The organism is Desulforegula conservatrix Mb1Pa, assembly GCF_000426225.1.
In the GTDB taxonomy this organism is placed as follows: domain Bacteria; phylum Desulfobacterota; class Desulfobacteria; order Desulfobacterales; family Desulforegulaceae; genus Desulforegula; species Desulforegula conservatrix.
This window is the reverse complement of record NZ_AUEY01000034.1, coordinates 1-23,308: the sequence shown is the minus strand read 5'-3', so window position 1 is coordinate 23,308 and position 23,308 is coordinate 1. Positions and strand designations below refer to the sequence as shown.

Genomic DNA, 23,308 nt, shown 5'->3' with positions numbered 1-23,308 from the left:
AGAACTCAATTTTTTATGTACCCGCAAATTAATTTTTGCTATCTTTATTATACTGTAAACATATCGATGGCTTGCTTTTTTTTGATTTTTTTCTTCCGGCTTTTTTTATCTTATTTTCAGTTTCCAGCTCAAATTTTCTTCTGCGTTTTAATCTCCGCAGATTTTTTTCTTGGCGTCATTTTTTTGGAAAATCCAGATAATCAATATTCCCAGGGGGTCTTTTCAAATATGAAAGAAGGCCGAATACAAATAGCCAAAACCATTTATGGTACCACTATGCCAGAAAAGGGTTTGATGGATAATAAAACAGCAAACACATCAAATGACGTGTCAATTTTCTGTCCCATTGATTTCAGCATATACAGATTCCTTTTCGAATTTGTCGAAGAGCTGTTTTATGTACTGGATGAAAACGGCGACATTCTCCACGTTAATAATGCCGTCATAAATACTCTTGGATATTCTGAAGAAGAAATACTGGGCAGAAACATATTATCCATCCATCCGGTTGACAGACAAAAAGATGCAGAAGCCATGATTAAGGAAATCATTCAAGGCAAAAGAGGCGGCTGCTCTATTCCTTTGATTTCTAAAGACGGGAGAATAATTCCTGCTGAACACAGGGTAATTAAAACTAATAATTATGGTAACACGGTTTTTTTGGCCATAAGCAGGGCTACTTCCAAAATTGCGGCTTATGAAACGAAATTTTCAAAGCTCTTTTATTCTGATGTCGCTCTCATTGCTCTTTCATCTTTAAGAACCGGCCTTTTTGTAGAAGTTAATGACGCTTTTATCAAAACCCTCGGTTTCACAAGAGAAGAGGTAATAGGTCGAAATTGCGAAGAACTTGATCTTTTTCTTGATAAATCTGAAAGAAATGACGGAATCAGACTTCTTAAAAAAAATGGTTTCATCAGAAACATCGAAGGCAGAGTACGAACAAAACAGGGCGATATCAGATACTGCGTTTTTTCATCTGACATAATTACCCTGGAGGATGAACCTCATATCCTGACTGTTATAATTGATATCACAGATCTGAAAAAAGCGGAGTCCGCGAGGATACATGCAGAATCAAGGTACAGGCTGCTTTTTGAGAAATCCATGGATTCGGTTGCTATTCTTTCAGGCAAACCACCAAAGTTCATTCTTGTGAATCCTGCGTTTGAAGATCTTGTGGGATATTCTTCTGCTGAAATACTATCATTTTCCTATGACGATATGTGGCAAATTATTTATCCTGAAGATATACCTCTGGTCAGGACACGCCTTATAGCGAGATTCAGTGGTGAGGACGTACCATCCCGTTATGAATACAGAATAATAAGAAAAGATGGGACAACGAGGTGGATTGAAGTTTCCGCCAATATCCTCTACACTGAAAATGACTATTTTGCCCTTAATATATACAGAGACATAACAGAAAGAAAAAAGGCTGAAGAACTTATAAGAGAGGCCGAGGCAAAATACAGACTCCTTTTCGAAAATTCAATCGATGCACTCGCAATTCTGGGCGGTTCGCCTCCAACGTTCAAGCAGGTCAATGACGCCTTTGTTGAACTGTTCGGTTACTCCAGGGATGAAGTCCTTGGATTTGCTTCAGAAGAAATATGGTGTCTTGTTTATGAAGAAGACAGGGATCTTGTAAAACGGCGACTTTATTCAAGATTCAAAGGAGAATCTCCGCCATCCAATTATGAATTCAGAATCATAACAAAAAAAAGGGAAATCAGATGGGTGGAGGTATCAACTAATATTTTTAGTATAAGCGGTGATTATTACAGCCAGGTTATTTATAGGGATGTTACAGAAAGAAAAACCGCTGAAAAGACTTTGCAGGACAGAGAAAGTCACCTCAGAGCCATTTTTGAGACAACAGCGGCTGGAATTCTTGTGGTGGATACTTTAGGCAGGGTTAAAACACTCAATATGAGAATGTGCGAGCTTTTTGCCTGCTGTCCTGATGATCTCTACGGCCTTAGTTATACCGACCTTCTTCATCCTGACTGTCTGGTAAAAGGTCGCCTGGGTTTGGAAGATCTTCTGGATGGAACCGTTGACAGAATAAACACTGAAAGACATTACAGAAAAATGGATGGCGGCTCTTTCTGGGGAGTTATCAGCGCTTGCAGACTGCTTGACCGTGAGGGGCATTTAGAAGGGCTCCTAGGAGTTATTTCTGATATTACAGAGAAAAAAATGTCCGAGGAGCTTCTTGTTGAAAGGGAGGCTTTTTTAAATGCTGTAATTGAAAATCTCCCATTTGATATGTGGGCAATTGACAAGGATTCCAGATATATCCTCCAGAATGAGACATCAAGGAAAAACTGGGGGGAGATGATTGGTAAAACCCAATCCGATTTTTCTGATTTGGCAGACCTGAAAACCCTTGATCTATGGTACTCTAATAACATGAGGGCATTTAAGGGCGAAAGGATTTCAGAAGAAGTTTCATGCCGTCTCGGAGGCAGAAAACATCATTTCATAAACGCCTTGAACCCGGTAAGGAAAAAAGACTCTGTAATAGGTGTAACAGGTATCAATATTGATATCTCGGAGCGAAAGACAGCCGAGGATTTAATAAAATCAAGGCTTATGATTGCGGAATATGCTGACACGCATTCTCTTGCAGATACACTTCAGAAAGCAGTTGACGAGATTGAGAGGCTTACAGAAAGCCAAATAGGGTTCTGCCATTTTGTGAGCGAGATAGACAGAAATATCTCACTTCAGGCCTGGTCGTCAAATACCCTGAAAACCATGTGTTCGGCAGCTCCGGGGCAAGTCCACTTTGATATTGGAAAGGCCGGAGTCTGGTCAGACTGCATTCTTCAGAGAAAACCCGTGATTCATAATGACTACGAATCTCTTTCACATAAAAAGGGACTTCCTTCCGGACATGCCAAAATCATCAGGGAGCTTGTCGTACCCCTTTTCAACGGAGAGCATATAGTCGCCTTAATAGGTGTAGGCAACAAGGCCTTTGATTATGACGAACGGGACATAGCCATTGTATCAGACCTTTCAGGCATGATCTGGGATATTGTTCTTAGGAAGAGGGCCGAAGAGGAGCGGATTGAGCTTGAGAAAAGACTTCTCCACACCCAGAAATTAGAGAGCCTTGGCGTCATGGCCGGAGGAATTGCACATGATTTTAATAATCTGCTCATGGCTATCATCGGAAATCTTGAGTTTTCCCTGATGGAACTTCCTGAAGAATCACCCGTCAAAAAAAGCATAGACCAGGCCATGATAGCTTCAAGACGGGCAGCGGATCTCACTCGTCAGATGCTTGCCTATTCAGGCAAAGGCCATTTTCTGATCAGCTCTGTAAGCATAAGTGATCTTGTTAAGGAGAACGCAGGAATTTTCAAGACAGTAATTCCTAAGACAATAGAACTGAAGCTTGACCTGATGGAACCTCTGCCTGTTATCAGCGCCGATTCCGGCCAGATTCAGCAGATAGTGATGAATCTTATAACCAACGCCTCGGAAGCCATAGGCGAAAGAAATGGCACCATAAGAGTAAGGACATATGTCGAGAACCTTGATCCGGAATATATCAAGCAGAGCAGGATTGATGTGATTTCCGGCCCTGGCATTTTTGTATGTCTGGAAGTCGCTGATACGGGGTGCGGAATGGATGCTGACACGCTTAACAGGATATTCGACCCATTCTTCACCACGAAATTCACGGGACGCGGCCTTGGAATGTCTGCCGTTCTCGGAATAGTAAAAGGTCACCTGGGGGCTGTTGTCGTTGACAGCAAGTCAGGAGAAGGGACAACAATAAAGGTATTTTTCCCTGTTCCTGAAAAATCACTGGCAATACCCATGGATTTTGCCGGAAACCAGATCCAGGGAGCAATTCCTGCTAATAGCGCAAAGCTTCTTATTGTGGATGACGAGGATATGATTCTTACGGTTTGCAAGAGCGCGTTAGAAAAGAAAGGGTTTTCAGTGCTGTCTGCCTGTGATGGTGAAGAGGCTGTGTCTGTCTTCAGGAACAATTTCTGGGAAATTGAGTGCGTGGTGCTTGATCTTAAAATGCCAAAGATGGACGGTATCTCGGCTTTCAGGGAGCTAAGGAAGATAAGACCCGATATAAAGGTTATTCTTTCGAGCGGATACAGTGAAAACGAGGCCGTAGGTCTTTTTGCAGATGAAGGCCTGGACGGATTCATTCAGAAGCCTTACCAGATAAGGGAATTGATAGACGAGATCCGCAGATGCATAAATTGATTAACCGAGTTTTTTTCAGGAGCTTTTTTCAAAAAGCGACCCGCAGCCGGTCATCCGAATAAATTCACCCTTGAAAAAGTCCTATTTCCGTCATTCCGGTGCAGGCCTAAATCCATAATCTCTTGAAAATACGGGATGCCGGATCAAGTCCGGTATGACGCTGAAGCCCTTTCCTGACATTTTTGCGAGACCATCACTCTTTATTTCAAACTGGAATAATTCACTGGAGGCGATTTAAAGGGCATGGCTTCGGCATCAGAATCCTGACACGGCAGTTTCGTTTACTATGAATGTTGTTGATCCTGGTACGATTTCTACCTTCCTGTCATAGTCGGATAATGCCGGGCAGCCCTTTGATTTTATTGAAAAAGTTCCTTTGGGAAGATAGAATCTGGATATTATTATTTCTCCAGGAAGAGTTCTCCACGATCTGGTATCAGCCTGCTCAAGAAACAGATTCATGATGTTCAGGAATATTTTTATTAGATTTCTTGTGTCTTCATGGTCGGTTGACCTTGTCCCGATTTGATGAATGACAACCTGTTTTGCTGTTGCCCTGGCAAGTGCCTTTGCTATATATCTCGCACGCCTGTCTTCCAGGTTTTTCATTGCAATCGAGTTGATGTTTTCAGCTGTTTCGAGTCTCGCGTTATAAGACTGATCTGCTCCCTGGATAAGAATACTTGAAGGCCTGCAAGGAATTGAAGACGGCAGCATGATTGGGAATGCCACTGTAATAGGGCCCACATGGGACGGCAGCACAATCCTGTCATCATGCTTCACAGGAGAAGAACCTGCAAAGGTTATGTATACGACTTTCCCTTTTGAAGCAGTATCAATGGGCGGAACGGTTTTATAATAATCAGCTCCCATTAGTTCAATGGCTTCATTAAGCCTTCCGCTTTTCTTGCCAGCATATATAAGATCCTGGGCTGCAAAATCAGGGATCTTCATTCCGTAATCTCGCTGGTAATCCCTGTATATTCTGAAGGCTTTATAATAATCTATGAACGCGTCATCATACTTTCCGAAGCTTTCATAAAGTGCACCTCCAAGATATCTTGCAAGGGCATCTTCCTTGTAGATGTTTTTAGAATCATACCTCGAGTTCATTTCTCCAAGAATGATATCAAGCTTTTTAAAATCGACCAGTGCTTCGTCATATCTGTCAAGTTTCATATAGCAAAGCCCGGAAAAGAGCGGGAGCATGACCCTTTCAAAATCCTCTCCTTGATATGGCAGGACAAGGTCATTGGTGACAAAGCTCAAGATATTGGAAGATACGCTTTCAGTCCATAAATCATCTCCCAGCTCAGAAGCTTTGCTGAAAAAATCCACGGCTTTTTTGTAGTCGCCGCACTGCATGTTGAGTATACCCGAGTCCATGAGGAAGAGCAGCTGATTCTTGGAACCATATTTGTCCTGGCTGAGGATTTGCTTTGCGCCCTCACAGTCCCTTGTGGCGAGCATTCTTGAAGCTGATTTGTAGTCTATTACCGGGGCGCACCCTGAGATTAATAAAATGCAGATGAAAAGAGTATTTATAAAGACGTATTTTATGAAACTGTATTTATTGTTGTTTTCTATTTGCATATAAGCTGCATCGGCATATTGAAAAAATATGAAAGTATAAATGACAAAATTCTGATGGTGCGCAAGCCTTAAGGCTTGAGCACCCTACGGCTGAGAAACAATAGCTGATTATTGTTTGATGGTTTTTGAAATATATACTTCACATCGTCATTATTTAAACTCTTCTGTTAAATGAAAGGTCAAAGGCCGCTTTTTGAAAAAAGCTTGGCAAAAACTTTTCGGTTATGGATTCTTTTGCTTGAAAAACATATGTTATCAACTCGCCATAAAAAACCATAAAAGTTTTGGGAAAGGTCTGGAAAACCCTTTTTCAAAATGGTTTTCCAGTAATGATGCAACAAAAGGCTTGCCATTCAAGAGGCCTGACTCATTTCAAATGTTCAAGCTGTGACATTGATGAGTATAGATCTGTCATCCATAATCAAAAATACAACTTCAAAAATTTAAAATTGGTTAAGTTTTTTGCGGAGCTTTTTTTCAAAAAAGCGACCCGCAGGATGCACTAACTATATTCTATCAGTAATCAGAAATTTACACTTTGCCACTTTACACGCTTCTTAAGTTTTTTCTCGCCAATCCAGATTTTTTTATTTGATTCCATGTCGATTATTTCAAGATTGACCTGATAATAGATCACTGTGTCCTGGGTAGCCTTATCAACAATTGAATTGATTGTTCCGCTTAGAATGAAGTCAGCCCCTATTTCTTTTCTGTTTTTCTTCACAGTTGAGGGTAGGGCATTTGCTGCCTGATCATCCCTTTCTTCTCTTATTTCACCCCTTTCATTTTTTGCTGCGACAAAGTCCACCTTGCCGGAATTGAGAAGGGCTCTTTCAAGGTCCTTGGTGAATGTCTCTGTGCTGATGTGCTCATGGGTCATGTTTCTTATCTGGCCTACAATCACAACAGGGTTTCTGAACTTCCTGGATGAGAAGTCCCCTGTCCACCTTTGTTTCAGGGCGTCATCAATCATTGCCTCTGACACCATTCTTGAGTCAGTATCGTTCCATTTTCCGCTCAGATCCACCTGCTCTTCAGGGTCTATTCTTTTTACGCTTCCGCAAGCGCAGAGCATGAAAACAAGAATAGCCGAAACAGTCATTGTAAGTATATTTTTCATTGTCGTCTCCGAATATTTGGTTGCCAAGATTACCTTTGCATTTCTATGTTTACTTATCAGAAAAATGCGGCCTTTATAAGGTTTTTCGAATAGTCGGTGGCAGGATTTGCAAAAACTTCCTGAGTCTTTCCTGATTCCACAATCTGACCGGACTTCATGATGAGTATGTCATGGGAAATGGCCTTAAGAACCTTTAGATCATGGGAAATGAAAATATAGGCAAGATTATATTCTTCCTGAAGTTTTACCAGAAGATCAAGCACCTGGAACTGAACGGCCCTGTCAAGGGACGATGTCGGTTCATCGAAGATCATGAGTTCCGGCCTCAGGATAATAGCCCTTGCTATGGCAATCCTCTGGCGCTGACCACCAGAAAACTCATGCGGATATCTGTGACGCATTGCAGGATCAAGACCAACCTCTGAAAGAGCTTTAATTATCATCTCTTCCTTTTTTTCTTTTGACGGCTTGGGTGTTAATAGACCAAGACCTTCTCCAACTATTTCGCCTGCTGTCATTCTTGGGCTGAGGCTGGCAAAAGGATCCTGGAAAACAACCTGCATTTTTTTTCGAAGAGGTCTGAGTGTCTTCTGATCCATTTTTTCTATGTTTTTTTCATCAAGCTCTATGCTCCCGGAGCTTTTGATTAGCCTTAGGAGCGCAAGCGCAAGTGAAGATTTTCCAGATCCGCTTTCTCCGGCTATGCCAAGTGTGCAACCTTTTTTTATAGAAAAAGAAGCCTTGCTGACTGCCTGAAATTTTTCCTTTTTGAATCCGAAGAAGCTGCCTCCAGTATCAAAATCGACATCAAGATCCTTTACTTTCAGAACCTCTTTTGCATTTTCCTGAGTTTCTTTTTTCTGAAAGCTGATTTCTGTGGTTATGAGGCTTTTTGTGTATTCGTGGCTCTGTTCCCTGAAAATGTCCGATGTTTTTCCGGATTCTACTATCTGGCCATCTTTCATTACAGCTATTCTGTCAGAAAAATTTTTAAGTATATCAAGGTCATGGCTTATGAAAAGTACAGCCATTCCGAATTTTTTCTGTAAGTCTTTGATGAGGCAAAGTATCTGGGCCTGGACAGTGACATCGAGTGCTGTGGTTGGCTCATCTGCAATCAGAAGTTCAGGATTATTTGCCAGCGCCATTGCTATCATTACCCTTTGCCTCTGACCGCCTGAAAGCTGATGAGGGTAATTAGTTATTTTTTTATCAGGATCAGGGATTCCTGTCAGGTCGAGCAGTTCAATGACCCTGTCTTTTGCTTTTTTGCCCTTTATTCCCTGGTGGATCAGAAGCATTTCTTCTATCTGTCTGCCTATTTTATGCAGAGGATTAAGTGCAGAAAGAGGCTCCTGGAATATCATTGATATTCTGTCTCCCCTGATTTTCCTCATTTCAGCTTCCGAAGCTTTTGAGAGATCCTTGTCCCTGAATGTTATCCTGCTTTCTTTGGAAAAAAAAGCGTATGTTGGCAGAAGTCTTAGAATCGAGTGAGCTGTGGCTGATTTGCCAGATCCGCTTTCCCCTGCAAGGGCAAATGTCTCGCCCTGCATTATTTCAAATGAAATGCCCTTGACGGCTTCAACTTTATTCTGGCCAGATATGAAGGACACTCCGAGATTTTCAATTTTCAGAAGACGGTTTTCGTTCATTTTTATCTCTATTGCCCCCTCTGGGAAAAATGTCTGGGGTCCATTGCATCGCGAAGACCTTCACCAATGAAAACTAACATGCTGAGCATGGCCGCAAGCGTAACGAATGCAGAAATTCCAAGCCATGGCGCATGGAGGTTCGCCTTGCCCTGGGCAAGAAGTTCGCCGAGTGAAGCTGATCCTGGAGGAAGTCCGAATCCAAGGAAATCCAGTGAGGTGAGGGTGGTTATTGCTCCTGTCAGAAGAAACGGCAGGAATGTTAGCGTTGCGACCAGAGCGTTCGGAAGAATGTGTCTGAAAATAATGGATGTGCTTGTTATTCCAAGGCTTCTTGCGGCCTTGACATAGTCGAGGTTTCTTCCTTTGAGGAATTCAGCCCTGATGGGACCTACAAGTGCCATCCAGCCGAAAGCGAGGGTTATGGCAAGCAGCCATCCATAGTTCGGCTCCACAAAGCTTGAAAGAATTATAAGAAGAAAAAGAACCGGCATTCCTCCCCATATTTCCATGAATCTTTGGCCTGCAAGATCAGCGAGTCCTCCGAAATATCCCTGGATGGCTCCAGCTGCTATCCCAAGAGCGGAACTCGTAATTGTGAGGCAGAGGCCGAACAGCACTGAAACTCTGAATCCATATATCAGTCTTGCAAAAACATCTCTGCCCTGGTCATCTGTACCAAGCCAGTTTTTGAGATTAGGAGGGCAGGGCGCAGGCTGGGTCAGATCATAATTGGTTGAATCATATCTGTATTTTATAGCTGGCCAGGCTATCCATCCTTTTTTATTTATCAATTCTTTGACGTAGGTTTCGGCATAATCAGGCTCCGTGCCAAAATATCCGCCAAAAGTCGTTTCCGGGTAAGATTTCAGAAACGGATAGTAGAGCACTCCGTTGTATTTAACCACAACAGGTCTGTCGTTCGCTATCACCTCAGCAAAAAGCGAGACAATGAAAAGCAGCATGAATATTCTTAAAGACCAGATGGCCCTTTTGTTTGATTTGAATGCCTGGATTCTTCTTTTTGTTACTGGAGACATATATATTCCCATTACACTATTATTGTTTTGGTCTTAAAGCTTGATCTCGTTTGGCAATTAGCCGATTCGTAGATCGGATTAGAGCGCCCTTTCCTTGTAAGCCGATGCCGGTCTTGGCCTCCGGCTGGTCGCTTTTTGAAAAAAGCTTCGCAAAAACTTTATGGTTTTGGAACGCTTACTTAAAAACTATAAAGTTTTTGAGGGTTATGGGGACTTTTTTATCCCTGCTCCCTTGACGCAAAATCTATCCTCGGATCGACAAGAACATAAGTAATATCACTCACAAGGTTCATGACGAGTCCTATAAGTGTGAATATGTAGAGAGATCCGAACATGACAGGGTAGTCCCTTGTCAGGGTTGATTCAAAGCCAAGAAGACCTAAGCCGTCAAGTGAGAAAACCACTTCTATGAGAAGCGATCCGGTAAGAAACATGGAAACAAATGCTGCCGGGAATCCGGAAATTACAAGAAGCATTGCATTCCTGAAAACATGGCCGTAAAGGATTTTATTGTCTTCAAGTCCCTTTGCCTTTGCTGTAGTTACATACTGTTTGCCGATTTCATCAAGAAACGAATTTTTTGTAAGCATAGTGAGTGTTGCCATTCCTCCCAGAACAAGTGTTCCGACAGGAAGAACAAGGTGCCAGAAATAATCAATCGCTTTTCCGAAAATGGAGAGGCTGTCAAAATTTTCAGAAACAAGTCCCCGAAGAGGAAAAATTGAAAGATAATTGCCCCCGGCAAAAAGGACTATTAGGATAACTGCAAACAGAAAGCCTGGAACCGCATTTCCTATGATGATTGCGCTGCTTGTCCAGATATCGAAATGAGAGCCGTGCTTAATGGCTTTTTTTATTCCAAGGGGAATGCTGGCAAAATAAATTATGAGAGTGCTCCATACTCCAAGAGAAATAGAGACCGGAAGTTTCTGAATTATTATATCCAGAACTTTTTGGCCTTTGAAGAAGCTTTCTCCAAAATCAAAGACAATATAGCTCCTGAGCATTTTTACATATCTTTCCCAGATCGGCCGGTCAAACCCATAGAGCTTTTCAATCTCCTTGACAAGGGCAGGATCCATTCCCCTTGCGCCTCTGTATCCGGGTTTGTCACCCTGTCCTGATTTGACAATTTCGCCCTGTCCCTGGGTCACCCTTTCCATATGCTCTCCGCCCTGACCCTGGAGTTTCGCGATCATCTGATCTACCGGGCCGCCCGGTGCGAGCTGAATGACAAAAAAATTGATGGTCATTATGCCGAGCAGTGTGGGGATTATCAGCAGTAATCGCCTTATGATGTAAGCAGCCATATTTTACCTTTTCAGCAAGCTGTTGATTCTATTTTCTTTTTCTTCATTGATCCACCAATTCATGATGGATACGCTGTTGTATTTGGGGAGAGGTTCTTTTCTCTCGAATTTGTCCACGTATGCAACCCTTATTGCCGGCAGATGCCACTGCGGAATCATGTAATAGTTCCAGAGCAGAACTCTGTCCAGCGCCTGGCAGGTGGTTATGAGTGTTTTTCTGTCTTTTGCCGTAATCAGCTTTTCAACAATTGAATCCACGGCAGGATTCTTTATTCCTGCCATATTTCTGCTTCCAGGAGAGTCTGCCGCCGAAGAATGCCAGAATTCAAGCTGCTCATTGCCAGGCGAAAGTGATTGGCCAATGCCTCCAACAATCATATCAAAATCAAAGCTGTTGACTCTGTTTATGTATTGGGCAGTATCAACAAGTCTTATGGATACTTTTATGCCTAATCTCTCAAGATTTCTTTTAAAAGGAAGGCAGACACGCTCAAAGTTTTTCTGGTGTATTAGTATTTCGAAACGGAAAGGTTGATCTGTTTCCTTATTTATTCTTTTCATGTCTTTAACTATAAAACCGGCTTCGTTGAGGAGCTTATCAGCCTTTTTAAGATTTTCCCTCAGCTTGTCCCTGTCTCCGCTTACTGGGAGCTTAAACGGCTTTGAAAAAAGATCATCCGGAAGCTCATCCCTGAAAGGGGAAAGAAGTTTCAGCTCTTCCTCAGATGGCAGGCCAGAGCTTGCAAGCTCAGAGTTTGAAAAATAACTGCTGCTTCTTTTATATTGTCCGTAAAAAAGCGCCTTGTTGCTCCATTCAAAATCAAGGGCCTGGGTAAGTGCTTCCCTTACCTTTCTATCGGAAAAAAAGTCTCTCCTCGTATTAAAAACAAAACCCTGCATGCCCTGGGGCATTTCATGGGGAATCAGCTCTTTTTTTATCACGCCATTATCAAAGAATTTTCCGGTATACTGTGTAGCCCAGTTCTTTGCGGAAGATTCGGTTATGAAATCGTATTTTCCGGCCTTGAAGGCTTCGAGTGATACTGTGTCATCCCTGAAATATTCATACGAGATTTTTTCGAAATTATATCTTCCCTTGCACGCAGGGTGATCTTTGGCCCAATATTCCGGGTTTCTCTTATAAGTAACGCTTTTTCCAGGAATAAACTTGTCTATTAGATAAGGGCCGCTTCCAACGGGGATTTCAAGCCCTCCCTTTGAAAAATCCCTGCTTTCCCAGAAATGTTTTGGAAGAACTGTCAGCTGACCGAGTATCAGTGGCAGTTCCGGGTTTTTGCCATCCTTGAAAGAAAATTTAATCCTTTTTTCATCAAGTGTTTCGGCTTTTACAACATCCCTGTAATACTGCTTGTACATCGGAGCCCCTTTGGAAACGAGGAGCTTGAATGTGAATTCCACATCTTCTGCTGTTATTTGTGTTCCGTCGCTGAATCTTGCCTTTGGATTTATATGGAAAATTATCCAGGATTTGTCAGAAGGCATTTCCATTTTTTCCGCAATCAAACCGTATCTTGCGAATACTTCGTCATCAGCAGATTCAGTGAGCGTATCAAAAAGAAGGTCAACTCCGGCTGCTGCGGCTCCTTTGATAATGAATGGGTTGAAGCTGTCAAATGTCCCGTTTGCCTCGGCCCTGTAATGTCCCGCCTTGGGCGCATCGGGATTTACATAATCAAAATGTTTGAAGTCAGAAGGGTATTTGGGCGGATTGCCAAGTGAAAGGGCGTGGGTTGTGTGCGTTTCGGCGGAATATGCTGAAGCAGCCCATAAAAGACTTATGCATAGAATAATAAATTTTTTCATTGCCCATCATTCTCAAAGTAGGCGCCCAAGCTCTTAGGCTTGCGCAGCATTAATTTTCGTCATTTTTCCGTAAATCGAGCATTGATCCGAATGCCTCCGGGGAGGCAATGTAGCCCATATAAACCAAAGACAAATAGGAATCATAAGGACATTTAATGACACCACTATTATGGTGAGTGCCTCCGGCGGGTCGCTTTTTGCAAAAAAACTCCGCAAAAACTTTATAATGGCGTATTGGGATCAAAAGAATTCCCACAGTCATTTATTGCATTATTTTAATCAGGGCGTTTTTTTGATTCATCATGTGATAGTATCCTCACAAACTATAAAGTTTAAGGGGACGTGGGGGGATTTTTTCAAAAATTCCCCACATTTTATTTTTAAGCCCCAAATTTGTTTTGAGGCAAAAAAATCAAAATGCTTAACTATCATGATTTCTGATTAACGCCTGAAGCAGTCTCTTCAATGCTTTTAACAGTAATGACAGCCGCTTTTTTGTTATCAAGGTATTTTTTTGCTAAAGCAGCCACTTCAGTTTTCTTAATTGATTTATGATCCTGCATGGCGTTTTTTGACCATGTGAATTTTTCAGGTTTCTGAACTGACCCTGTCATTACTCCGCTGACCCAGTAGATGTTTTTCTGGAGTTTTTCTTTCAGCGCAGTCAGTACTGGATTGATGGCCTGCTCGAACTCCTCATCCGTTATTTCTGAATTGCTTAGCCCTGCCGCTATATCCATTGCCACCTTCTTTATTTCATCGGCCTTTTCAGTGCTTGAATTTATAAGCACATGAATTCCGGCAGAACCTTCATAATTCATCTCTATGTCAAAGATTGCGGCAGGAGAATAGGTTTCTCCGAGTTTTTCCCTGACAACTTTTATGAGTCTGTTTTCAAGTACAGAAGAAAGAATGTTGAGTCTTCTTATGGTTTTAAGATCATTTATGCTTTTGATGTCAGGAGTCGGCCAAACAATGTGGATGGAAGCGTTTTTTTCCTGGCTTTTGACCGAAAGATCCAGTTTTTTTCCTTCAGGGAAGTTCAGTTTTACCTGCTGGATTTTAGTAAAAGGCTTCTTTTTTTTCATGGAACCGAAATATGCTGATACCAGTCTTGTAAGTTCAGCTTCGTCAAAGTCACCGGCAACGCTTATTTCCATAGCTGATTCTGCAATCGATGGCGCTATCCACGATTTAAGGTCGTTGACCACAAATTTTTTCAGAGTGTTCGGATCTGGCATCATGAATCTCTGGTCATTTCCTGAAAGGAAATATGGAGCCTTGATTCTCATCAATCCATCTGCGGATTTGGTAAACCCTTCATAATCCTGTTCATGTTGCTTGATTTTTCTTTCAAGGGTTTCATCCCTGAATCCTGGGTCAGAAATCTGGGAGTAAACAAGGTCGAAAAGTGTCGTAAGATCTTCCTTGGAAGAAGAGCACTGATAATTAAACCTTTCTCCACTGGTCTGAAACGAGGAACTGATATTTTTGCCTGCCAGAACTTTTTGAAGATCCTCGGCAAGATATGTTGCGGTGCCGCTTTGATTCATTACTGCTTCTGAAATGAAGCCAAGCCCGGGTTTTGTTTTTGGCTCAGAGATTTTTCCATCCCCGAATGCCACGGACATCATTATTTCATCGGCTTTAAAAGCGGTTTTTTTATAATGAAGAACTACCCCGTTTTCAAATTCCAGAGTTGTGATGTCAAGATCCTTGTCTTTTGTTTTTTTTATGATTTTCCCTGGATTTGCAGGAACTTTCAGATAAGGGAATTTGATGTCTGTTTTTCCGGATGGTTTTTCTGTGGCAAGAGACTTGCCATTTTCATATGCAGCTATAATCTGGTCTTCAGCTTTGGATGCCTTATCTGATACATCGGCATTTCCAGTGAGTAGAACCAATCTGTGATCGTCCTTCCAGATTTCCTTGAATGCTTTTTCAAAATCTTCGGCTTTCAGAGAGGCAATAAAAGGAGCGAATGTTTTTTTCTGGTATTCAGGAGAAATGAAAACCCTGCCGTCATTCATGCTATCAATGATTTCATTGGCAAGAGCCTTGCTGTCTCTGGTTGGAGCAGTAGCTATTTCTCTGTCTATTCCTGAAAGTACCTTTTTTTTGACCCTTTCGGACTCGGCTTTGTCAAACCCGAATTTTAAGGCTGTTTCAATTTCCTTGGATATGGAAGATAGGGCGCTTTCCCAGTTTTTCTGCTCACAACTGGCGTATACAGCTGTATGGTCAATTTCCCTTAATGATATACCTGTCCCTGAATATACCTTTGTAAAGGGAGAATTCTTTTTTCTTGCTATGGAATCAAGGCGTTCCTGAAGAATGCCCATTGCCATCATTTTTACCATGGCGTCTTTTTCTGCTTCAATGGTATCAGGTTTGGCAGGCACGCTTCTTACAGTGTTTATGCTTACAGTTGTGCCTCCTGCTTCTTTTTCATACTGATAAAAGGCCTTGGTTCCTTTATGATCTACAGTGCCAAGTTCGGGTTCCTGTCTTTTTTCAGCCCTTGGTTTAATACCTGAAAAATGCTTTTTTACGAGATCTTCAGCTTTTTTGACGTCGGTTTCGCCAACAATTACAACCATCATTCTGTCAGGTCTGTACCATGCATCATAGAAATCTTTTATAAGCCTTGTATTTGCTGTCTTTATGACTTCTTCGGAACCAATCGGAATTCTTTCCGTAATTCTGAGGCCGTTGAAAATGAATTTCTGGGTTGCTATTGCAATTCTGTATTCGGCGCTGTTTCTTACTCTTTTTTCTGAAAGAATGACTCCCTTTTCGTTTTCAACTTCATCAGGCAGAAGCAGGGCGTCTTCAGCAAATTCAGAAAGAACAGAAAGTCCCTTGTCCATATTTTTTTCATCGCCCGAAGGAAGCATAATATCGTATATGGCTGTATCATAGCTTGTTCTTGCATTCAGGTCGCTTCCGTAATCCATGCCTATGCTCTGGAAATATTTTACCAGTTCACCAGGCGGATAGCTTTTCGTGCCATTGAAGAGCATGTGCTCAAGAAAATGGGCAATGCCTTCCTCTCCTTGATTTTCATATCCTGATCCTGCCTGAATATTAAGATGAATGCTTACTCTGCCTTCAGGTTTTTTGTTTTTCATGATCACATATCTGAGGCCGTTTTCAAATTTGCCTGTTGTCATTGCTGGATCCTGTTCGAGGTCGCTGACAGAATTAGGCCAAGAATATCGACCTGTAGGATCTGATGCCTGACTGCCTGATTTTTGGTTTATTGCTTCGGGGCCTTGTGTGTTTTTTGGGGCGCATCCCTGGGTAAATAAAAAAACAAGGAGTATGGCGGATAAAAGCAATTTTTTCATTCGTATAAGCTCCATATGTTATGGCTGTTTGTTTAGAAGGCACAAAACATAGCATAAGTCTTTAATATGTGCACGGGCTTTGTTTGTGGCCATGTTGATGATTTTTCTGTTATTTGGCAACACTCCTTGGAGGCTTTAAAAACCTTTGAATTGACATGCCTGCTTTCGGATAGTACAGCTTGTGATGATTTTGAAACAGGGGAAGCTGGTGAAAATCCGGCGCGGGCCCGCCACTGTGACCGGAGATGAACAACATATTTCCGCAAGCCAGATTACCTGTTATTCCAATTCTAAATCAAAGCGCTATCCCAATAAATGGATAGGGTTGGCATCGTCGTCAGCTCCAAGAGCGTACAAACCACGTACGTTTGCGTCGCTTCCTCCTTGCCGCCTTGATTTCATCTTTGATTTAAAAATGGAATATAATAACCATTTTAAAGGCATGCTCAATATATGAGCTTGCGCCCTCGTGGAACGGGGCAGCCTTGTAAATGACTGTTTATTGTTATCTGGGCAAAATACGGTGCCCCGGAGAATCCAATTGAAATATTTCGGTTGAAATATTTTGGATTTTTCGGGGCTTTTTTATTTTCGAGAGGCCATTTTGGACAAAACGATTACGGTTTATTTGATCAGGCATGGAGAAACAACTGCCCAGACAAGGGGACTCTTTTCAGGCATATCAGATCTTCCATTAACTGAAATTGGCAGAAGTCAGGCTGATGCTCTGTCTTTTCGGTCTGATTTGTCCGAAATACGGACCTGTATTTCAAGCCCTCTTTCAAGATGCACGGAAACAGCTGAAAGAGTATTCAGCGGCAGGGTTGTTTTTGATGAAGATCTTGTCGAGATCGATTTTGGAGGTTGGGAGATGAAAACATGGCAGGAAATTTCGGAAAAATACCCTGAAAAAGCTGAAAAATGGCTCAGGCAGGAAGGTGATTTCTGTTTTCCTGACGGAGAGTGCATTAAAGGTTTTTTTGAAAGAATAGAGATAGTTGCGGGAAAAATTAAAGAATATGCACTTTCTGATAAAAAACATAAAATTGCTGTTTGTACCCACGGAGGAGTCATCAAAAGTCTTATCTGTCTGTGGCTTGGTATCCCTCCTGAAAAGCATTTTCATTTTGCGGCTGATATCGCGTCCGTTTCCTGCCTTAGCATCTCAGCCGGCTTCGGATATCTTTCATTTCTAAATGACACGTCCCATTTGAATTCAGTTTATTTAGGTGGCACAGGGGAAAACACGAATGGGTAAGATTGTTTTCATCACAGGTGGCTGTAGAAGCGGCAAGAGTGCTTATGCCCTGAAAATAGCCGAAGAAATATCAAAAACGAGAATCTATCTGGCGACCTGTCCATCTGGAGTGGACGATGAGATGGATTCAAGAATTGAAAAACATATAAATGAAAGGGACGAAGGCTGGAAAACAGTTGATGAGCCAGTTGACATTGCTGGAGTCATACTTGAGCAAGGGAGCAAAGACGTTATTCTTGTCGACTGTCTAACTCTCTGGGTCAGTAATCTCATGCAACGGGCTTTTAATAATAAGATCGGGATTACCGAGGAAGAAGTCTCTGATTATTGTATGGATATAATTAAAGCCTGCCAAAGCGTTTCTGCGTCAGTCATATTTGTAACAAACGAGACAGGCATGGGCATTGTTCCTGATAACAAAGCATCCCGTGATTTCAGGGATCTTCTCGGAAGATGCAATCAGGTGATGGCTTCCAGGGCTGACTCCGCTTATTTGATGGTTTCAGGGATTCCTTTGAAGCTGAAGTGAACTTTTAATCATAAGAATATGCGGCTGTCTTCAATTCTCAGCTTTGCCTTATATGACTTAGTTTGAAAATTTTAGGTTCTGAAAGTAACAGTGTCTGTAACAATCCATTTAAACCATAAAGTATTTGCGAAGCTTTTTTCAAAAAGCGACCCGACGGAGGCAATCTAAACAAATGAATTTACTGAACGAAACACTCAAAAAAATAACCGGAATAGATGAAAACTCTAAGAATGCTGCGAAGCAAAGGCTTGAAAGACTTACAATGCCTTATTGGGCCATGGGACGACTGATGGATCTTGCTGAAGAACTTGCTGGAATTACAGGCAATGTTTCTCCTCAATTTGAAAAAAGAACGGCAGTAATAATGGCCGCAGATCATGGGATAGCAGACGCTGGTGTCAGTAGCTTCCCCAAGGAAGTGACCGCCCAGATGGTTTATAACTTTCTGCGTGGCGGAGCCGGAATCAATGCCATGGCAAACATGGCCAGGGCAAAGGTTAAGGTTGTCGATATGGGAGTGGCAAGTCCGCTTGAAGGAATTGAAACACATAGAGATTTTATTTCATGCCCGGTTGCCAAAGGCACAATGAATATGGCCAAAGGCCCGGCTATGACAGTAGGCCAGGCTGTGGAATCCATAGAAAAAGGTATTAGAATAGCTTTGGAACTTGCTGCTGATACGGATATTTTTGCCATAGGCGAAATGGGTATAGGTAATACAACTCCAAGCAGCGCTATTGTATCGGTGCTTACAGGCATATCGCCTTCAGAAGCAACCGGGCGTGGAACCGGCATCGATGACGAGAAACTTTCATTCAAAATTTCCATGATAGAAAAATCCATTGAAATCAATAATCCTGACCCATCAAATGGGATTGATGTCTTGTCCAAAATCGGAGGATTCGAAATTGGTGGAATGGCCGGAATAATTCTTGGCGCAGCTTCGGTCAGGAAGCCTGTAATTATAGACGGCTTTATATCAACAGCTTCAGCACTTATTGCGGATTCAATATGTCCTTTGTCCAGACTTTATATGATACCTTCTCACAAGAGTGTGGAGCAAGGGCATATCAGGGCGCTCGAAAAACTCGGTAAAAAGCCTCTTTTAGATTTGGGGTTAAGGCTTGGAGAAGCCACTGGCGCAGTTCTCTGTATGCCTTTTGTTGAAGCGGCCTCAAGGCTTCTTACTGATGTTGCCACATTTGATGAGGCAGGAGTCAACGGCGGTGAATAAAATGTTCAAAGGTTTTTTTTCTGCCCTGTCATTTCTGACTATAATTCCTGTACCTGGGAAAATGTCCGGAAGCTCTGATGATCTTGGGGAATCCATAGTCTTTTTCCCTGTGGTAGGACTCTTTATAGGCCTTGCTACAGCAATATCAGATTCCTTTCTTTTCTGCTTTTTCCCGCCCTTGGTCAGGTCAGTGTTATGTATGTTTTTTATGGTGTCCATTTCAAAAGGGCTTCACCTTGACGGCCTTGCAGATACTGCAGACGGCTTCTTAAGTTCAAGGCCCAGGGATAGAATTCTTGAGATAATGCGTGACAGCAGGATTGGAACCATGGGGGCAGCTGCACTCGTCAGTATTATGCTTTTGAAAACCTCTGCTCTTTTCTCTTTGAACGGAGACTTAAGAACCAGGGCACTTGTTATGGCTCCAATAGCTGGCAGATGTTCCATGTCCATAATCATGACTTTTTTCAGATACGCGAGAAAGGACGGAGGCCTTGCTTCTGTATTTTATGAAAAAGCCACAATAAAAACAGGCATCGTTTCAGCCTTGTTTTTTGCTATTGCGGGTCTTTCAATTAACGGATTATCCGGTTTTTTTATTTCGTCAGCAGCAATTGCATTCATCTATTTATGGGGGCTTTGCTCAAAAAGAATGATCGGCGGATTCACTGGCGACACTCTGGGCGCAGGTTGCGAGCTGACAGAAGCATTTGCTTTGGTATGCTTCTCAATGATAGGTTAGTTTTTTTAGAAGTATGGCATTGTTTGAATTAAAAACATCCGGAAGTAAGGTGCTTAAGCCGGAAGGCTTGTGCACCACCTAAGGTACAAAGCATGGTGAAAATATGAACAGCAGGATTCTTTTGTTTACAGGCGACGGCAAGGGCAAAACTACAGCCGCAATAGGCATGGCTTTAAGGGCTTGGGGCCAGGGGCTTAAAGTCATTGTTGTCCAGTTTGTCAAAGATTTTCAGAATACAGGAGAGTTCAAGGCAATAAAAAAGCTTGATGGAATTGATATTGTCCAGCTTGGTCTTGGTTTCCCTCCTTCAGACAAAAGCAGTCTCGAATTTGAAAAGCACAAGCAAAAATGCAACGAAGCACTTTTATTTGTTTCAGAAATATTAGTTAAAAACGAATCTGGTTTCATTGTTCTTGACGAGGTCTGTTTCGCTGTTTCAGCTGGCTTGATTGAAGAGCAGAAAGTTGCAGAAATGATAAAAGCCGCCCCTGACAATTTGATAATCGCCCTTACTGGCAGAGGTGCAACACCCGGATTGATTGAAATTGCTGATACTGTAACGGAAATGAAGTGTATTAAACATGGTTACGAATCAGGCATAAAGGCTCAGCTTGGCGTAGAGTATTGATTTCCCTTTTGCGCCCTTATTCAGGTATTCCTCATTCTAATATGCGAAAAAGCGTATGTCTTGTTTGCGTGGCATGACTTTCAGCTTTTTGGGGAATTAATAGCCTGCTAAATAAACAGAAGGTATTTATACATGGAAACTTCCATTCTTTTTGAACTTGTTGTTATTTCAGGGCTTTCCATAGCTGTTATTTTTGTCTGCCATAAGATCAAAATACCGGCAATAGTCGGTTTTCTCATAACCGGAGTAATTGCCGGGCCTAACGGACTCGGACTTGTGGACGCTGTCCATGAGGTCGAGCTTATGTCTGAAATTGGCATTATCCTCCTTCTTTTCACCATCGGCCTTGAAATGTCTGTAGGGCATCTGATGAGGCTTAAAAAATCCGTATTTGTGGGCGGCGCTTTGCAGGTTGTTCTAACAATCGTCGCGGCCTGGCTTTTTGCAGGATTATGCGGATTCAATACAGGCTCTGGTATTTTCATGGGATTCCTCGCATCCCTTTCTTCCACTGCCATTGTTTTGAAGTTGTTTCAGGAAAAGGGCGAGGTTTATACTCCGCACGGTAATATTTCATTTTCCATGCTTATTTTTCAGGACATTGTGATTGTTCCCATGATGCTTGTCCTGCCTTTTCTTGCTGGTCATAAAGATGCGGCGAGTTTTTCAGCTGTTGTTCTTGCCGCAAAAGCAGGCGGTTTCTTCCTGTTTTTTTTCGTTGTTTACAAATACCTTGTTCCCCAGATTCTTGCTTCTGTTGTTAAAACCAGGGATAAAGAGCTTTTTCTGCTCACTACGCTTGCGCTGTGTTTTTCGATTGCCCTTTTCACATCAAAAATAGGTCTGTCTCTTTCGTTAGGAGCCTTTCTGGCAGGTCTTATAATGTCAGAGTCCGAATACAGCATGAATGCCATAGAGGGGATTCTGCCTTTCAGGGATGTTTTTACGAGCCTGTTTTTCGTTTCTGTTGGCATGCTCATGGACATCCGTTTCTTTTTATCAAATATATCGACAGTATTGCTTGTTACCGCTTCAATCATACTAATTAAAATAGTTACTGCGTCGGTCTCATCCCTTGCCATAAGATTCCCGGTACGGCCTTCTCTGCTTGTTGGATTTTCATTATGCCAGATCGGTGAGTTTTCATTTATTCTCGCAAAGTCAGGGCAAAAAATTGGTTTGCTTTCCGAACATAATTATCAGCTTTTTCTTGCCTCTAGCATTGTGACAATGGCATTGACTCCTTTTTTGATGAAGTTAGGGCCAATGGCATCAGGCCTTTCCCTGAAATATTCTGTTTTCAGAAAACTTGATGAGAGAAGCGAGGAGCCGGAGCTTGAAGAAAACGTTTGCACCCTTGAGACCTGCGATCATCTCGTAATTGCAGGATTCGGGCTTGGTGGCAGAAATATAGCCCATGCTGCAAGGGCTGCCGGGATATTTTATAATATTATAGAAATGAATCCTGACAATGTGAAAAAGGCAAAGAAGCAGGGTGAGCCCATTGCTTATGGAGACGTTACCCATATGGCAGTTCTTGAGAATGCCGGAATAAGCAGGGCCAGGGTTTTTGCCGTTGTCATATCTGATCCCCTTGCAACTCGCAGGGTTGTGGCTCTGGCCAGAAAAATGAATTCTTCACTTCATATAATTGTAAGAACTAGATTCCTTAAGGATATTGATCCTTTGGTCAGGCTTGGAGCCAATGATGTAATTCCTGAAGAATTCGAGACATCCATTGAGATGTTCACCAGGGTTCTTTCAAAATATCTCATACCAAGATTTGAAATAGAAAGATTCACTTCAGAAATAAGATCCAAAGGCTATGAAATGCTCAGGAGCTTTGAGACAAAACATGACGCTGCCCATGCCCTGAGTACTCATTTTACTGATATGGATCTGGCTTCCTTCAGGATTGAAAAAGGCTCTTTTCTTGACGGGAAAACCCTTGAGGAATCAGACTTAAGGAAAAAGCATGGTTTGAATGTTATAGCCATAAAAAGGGGAGTTGAATTTATCTCAAATCCAGATAGCTCATTAAGGCTTTTTGAAGGTGATACTGTCTATCTTTTTGGCGAGAGAAGCGGCTTGCCTGATAAGGAGGCCTTGTTTTCAGCTTCAATGTAATTGTAATGAAAATGGGTAACTCTTCAGCTTGGCATGTTTATTCTTGGAAAACCCTTTTTGAAAAAGGCTATGTTCCCCTTAGATGATGAAAAGCGAAATAACAATCCTTTTTGGACTTATGGATCTTGGGGAACTTTTTGTAAAAAGTTCCTTAAGTCCCCTCAAAAACTTTATGTTTTTATTATGATCAGACGCAAATGCCCTAAAATTGTGTATGCACTGTCTAATTACCTGAAAGTTTTTGCGGAGCTTTTGTAAAGCGGCGGGCGCTTTGGCACCATTTTGCGTCTGCTTTGGCACCACTCGCTAATGAATTTACGCAAAAACAAGCCCGTCAAAAAAATGTCGATTATAAAGCCCTGGCCAGAAAAAATTAATTCCACTGACCGGGGCTTTGTTTATCAATAATTTGTGAAGATCAGTTCTTTTCCCTCTGTGGCACTTTTTTGAGAGACAGAATATCTCAGCTTTATTTCCAGCTGTTTAAAATCCTTGAACACTTCACGTATTTCAGGCAGGTCGTTTATGGTCAGAAGAAACTTGCCTTTCACGCTTCCGAGTATCCCTGCCATTTCCTTATAATTATCCAGCTCCATATTATGTTTGTAGTATGGGGCCTTATAGTAAGGCGGGTCAATAAAAAAGAAGGTGTCTGG

The 23,308-nt window shown here is 42.1% G+C and carries 15 protein-coding genes and 1 riboswitch; of the genes, 7 read left to right on the top strand and 8 right to left on the bottom strand.

What is annotated here, in order from left to right; all coding sequences use genetic code 11:
• Nucleotides 1-228 precede the first annotated feature (228 nt).
• Nucleotides 229-4,245, top strand: a complete 4,017-nt coding sequence (locus K245_RS24330; protein ID WP_198013889.1) for a PAS domain S-box protein — start codon at nt 229-231, stop codon at nt 4,243-4,245.
• A 255-nt stretch (nt 4,246-4,500) separates the two neighbouring features.
• On the opposite strand, the gene K245_RS0112635 is transcribed toward K245_RS24330, so the two are convergent.
• From K245_RS0112635 to K245_RS0112595, 7 genes are all read right to left on the bottom strand, one after another.
• Entirely contained in the window at nt 4,501-5,838 is a 1,338-nt protein-coding gene (locus K245_RS0112635; protein WP_027359560.1) for a COG3014 family protein, read from the bottom strand.
• Between the two features lie 523 nt (nt 5,839-6,361).
• Nucleotides 6,362-6,958 (bottom strand): penicillin-binding protein activator LpoB, encoded by a 597-nt coding sequence (locus K245_RS0112625; protein ID WP_027359559.1) that lies wholly within the window; start codon nt 6,956-6,958, stop codon nt 6,362-6,364.
• Nucleotides 6,959-7,014: 56 nt separating this feature from the next.
• Nucleotides 7,015-8,613: an ABC transporter ATP-binding protein gene (locus K245_RS0112620; protein WP_027359558.1), complete on the bottom strand. Its 1,599-nt coding sequence runs from the start codon at nt 8,611-8,613 to the stop codon at nt 7,015-7,017.
• Nucleotides 8,614-8,621: 8 nt separating this feature from the next.
• The gene (locus K245_RS0112615) at nt 8,622-9,650 is read right to left on the bottom strand and encodes an ABC transporter permease (RefSeq protein ID WP_027359557.1); all 1,029 of its coding nucleotides are present in this window, start codon (nt 9,648-9,650) and stop codon (nt 8,622-8,624) included.
• Nucleotides 9,651-9,868: 218 nt separating this feature from the next.
• On the bottom strand, nt 9,869-10,960 hold the full coding sequence (locus tag K245_RS0112610; RefSeq protein WP_027359556.1) for a microcin C ABC transporter permease YejB: 1,092 nt from the start codon (nt 10,958-10,960) through the stop codon (nt 9,869-9,871).
• A gap of 3 nt (nt 10,961-10,963) precedes the next feature.
• Complete coding sequence (locus tag K245_RS0112605; protein ID WP_027359555.1) at nt 10,964-12,784, bottom strand: extracellular solute-binding protein; 1,821 nt, start codon at nt 12,782-12,784, stop codon at nt 10,964-10,966.
• Nucleotides 12,785-13,212: 428 nt separating this feature from the next.
• Nucleotides 13,213-16,134, bottom strand: a complete 2,922-nt coding sequence (locus K245_RS0112595) for a M16 family metallopeptidase (RefSeq protein ID WP_027359553.1) — start codon at nt 16,132-16,134, stop codon at nt 13,213-13,215.
• A 153-nt stretch (nt 16,135-16,287) separates the two neighbouring features.
• Nucleotides 16,288-16,432: riboswitch (cobalamin riboswitch) on the top strand.
• Nucleotides 16,433-16,738: 306 nt separating this feature from the next.
• Here K245_RS0112595 and K245_RS0112590 point away from each other — a divergent pair.
• The 6 genes from K245_RS0112590 (at nt 16,739) to K245_RS24325 (ending at nt 22,652) form a co-directional block, all read left to right on the top strand.
• Nucleotides 16,739-17,392: a histidine phosphatase family protein gene (locus K245_RS0112590; protein WP_198013888.1), complete on the top strand. Its 654-nt coding sequence runs from the start codon at nt 16,739-16,741 to the stop codon at nt 17,390-17,392.
• The gene (gene cobU, locus K245_RS0112585) at nt 17,385-17,921 is read left to right on the top strand and encodes a bifunctional adenosylcobinamide kinase/adenosylcobinamide-phosphate guanylyltransferase (RefSeq protein ID WP_027359551.1); all 537 of its coding nucleotides are present in this window, start codon (nt 17,385-17,387) and stop codon (nt 17,919-17,921) included. Before K245_RS0112590 ends, cobU begins: the two co-directional genes overlap by 8 nt.
• Nucleotides 17,922-18,093: 172 nt before the next feature.
• Nucleotides 18,094-19,155: a nicotinate-nucleotide--dimethylbenzimidazole phosphoribosyltransferase gene (gene cobT / locus K245_RS0112580; protein WP_027359550.1), complete on the top strand. Its 1,062-nt coding sequence runs from the start codon at nt 18,094-18,096 to the stop codon at nt 19,153-19,155.
• Nucleotide 19,156: 1 nt separating this feature from the next.
• Nucleotides 19,157-19,897, top strand: a complete 741-nt coding sequence (gene cobS / locus K245_RS0112575) for an adenosylcobinamide-GDP ribazoletransferase (RefSeq protein WP_035277165.1) — start codon at nt 19,157-19,159, stop codon at nt 19,895-19,897.
• 103 nt (nt 19,898-20,000) lie between these two features.
• Nucleotides 20,001-20,525 carry a cob(I)yrinic acid a,c-diamide adenosyltransferase gene (locus tag K245_RS0112570; protein ID WP_027359548.1) on the top strand — a complete coding sequence of 175 codons (525 nt, stop codon included), beginning with the start codon at nt 20,001-20,003 and terminating at the stop codon, nt 20,523-20,525.
• Between the two features lie 132 nt (nt 20,526-20,657).
• Nucleotides 20,658-22,652, top strand: coding sequence for a monovalent cation:proton antiporter family protein (locus K245_RS24325; protein ID WP_035277164.1), 1,995 nt, complete (start codon nt 20,658-20,660; stop codon nt 22,650-22,652).
• A gap of 401 nt (nt 22,653-23,053) precedes the next feature.
• On the opposite strand, the gene K245_RS28060 is transcribed toward K245_RS24325, so the two are convergent.
• The coding region (locus K245_RS28060; protein WP_035277163.1) for a hypothetical protein at nt 23,054-23,308 on the bottom strand (255 nt) is incomplete at its 5' end.

Coding starts and splice junctions, on each gene's coding strand:
- K245_RS0112605 (WP_027359555.1), bottom strand. CDS start 12,784: ATGAAAAAATTTATTATTCTATGCATAAGTCTTTTATGGGCTGCTTCA.
- K245_RS0112610 (WP_027359556.1), bottom strand. CDS start 10,960: ATGGCTGCTTACATCATAAGGCGATTACTGCTGATAATCCCCACACTG.
- K245_RS0112620 (WP_027359558.1), bottom strand. CDS start 8,613: ATGAACGAAAACCGTCTTCTGAAAATTGAAAATCTCGGAGTGTCCTTC.
- cobU (WP_027359551.1), top strand. CDS start 17,385: ATGGGTAAGATTGTTTTCATCACAGGTGGCTGTAGAAGCGGCAAGAGT.
- K245_RS24325 (WP_035277164.1), top strand. CDS start 20,658: ATGGAAACTTCCATTCTTTTTGAACTTGTTGTTATTTCAGGGCTTTCC.
- K245_RS0112635 (WP_027359560.1), bottom strand. CDS start 5,838: ATGCAAATAGAAAACAACAATAAATACAGTTTCATAAAATACGTCTTT.
- cobS (WP_035277165.1), top strand. CDS start 19,157: ATGTTCAAAGGTTTTTTTTCTGCCCTGTCATTTCTGACTATAATTCCT.
- K245_RS24330 (WP_198013889.1), top strand. CDS start 229: ATGAAAGAAGGCCGAATACAAATAGCCAAAACCATTTATGGTACCACT.
- K245_RS0112570 (WP_027359548.1), top strand. CDS start 20,001: ATGAACAGCAGGATTCTTTTGTTTACAGGCGACGGCAAGGGCAAAACT.
- K245_RS0112595 (WP_027359553.1), bottom strand. CDS start 16,134: ATGAAAAAATTGCTTTTATCCGCCATACTCCTTGTTTTTTTATTTACC.
- K245_RS0112625 (WP_027359559.1), bottom strand. CDS start 6,958: ATGAAAAATATACTTACAATGACTGTTTCGGCTATTCTTGTTTTCATG.
- K245_RS0112615 (WP_027359557.1), bottom strand. CDS start 9,650: ATGTCTCCAGTAACAAAAAGAAGAATCCAGGCATTCAAATCAAACAAA.
- cobT (WP_027359550.1), top strand. CDS start 18,094: ATGAATTTACTGAACGAAACACTCAAAAAAATAACCGGAATAGATGAA.